Source organism: Aliivibrio fischeri (assembly GCF_009727955.1).
Taxonomy (GTDB): Bacteria; Pseudomonadota; Gammaproteobacteria; order Enterobacterales; family Vibrionaceae; genus Aliivibrio; species Aliivibrio fischeri_A.
This window is the reverse complement of the sequence record NZ_WOBR01000003.1, coordinates 364,704-365,052: the sequence shown is the minus strand read 5'-3', so window position 1 is coordinate 365,052 and position 349 is coordinate 364,704. Positions and strand designations below refer to the sequence as shown.

Genomic DNA, 349 nt, shown 5'->3' with positions numbered 1-349 from the left:
TATCAAAACTGGCTTCACTTGTTGAGCCATCAGTTGAAGTGGCAATGATGGTGATAGAGTGAGAATCTGCAACTTCATGATCAAGATTGCCAATCAATGTCACGACACCTGTAGTAGCATCGATAGCAAACAGACCTTTTGCAATATCTGCATCTGAGAGTTTATAACTAACCTCATCGCCATCTGGATCTGTCGCGAGGCCAGTGATATTTACAATCGTGCCCACCTCTGCATTTTCTGAAATTGTATTATCCGCAGCGTTACTATCTGTAACCGGACCTACATCGTTATCAGTATCACCACCGCCCGGTGTCAAACCATCCGCATCCGTTACTGTAATATCAAAACT

At 43.6% G+C, this 349-nt stretch carries 1 protein-coding gene; it reads right to left on the bottom strand.

Going from position 1 to position 349, the window contains the following annotated elements:
• Positions 1–349: cadherin repeat domain-containing protein (locus GNP81_RS19555; protein ID WP_236803840.1), on the bottom strand; the 349-nt coding region annotated here is incomplete at both ends.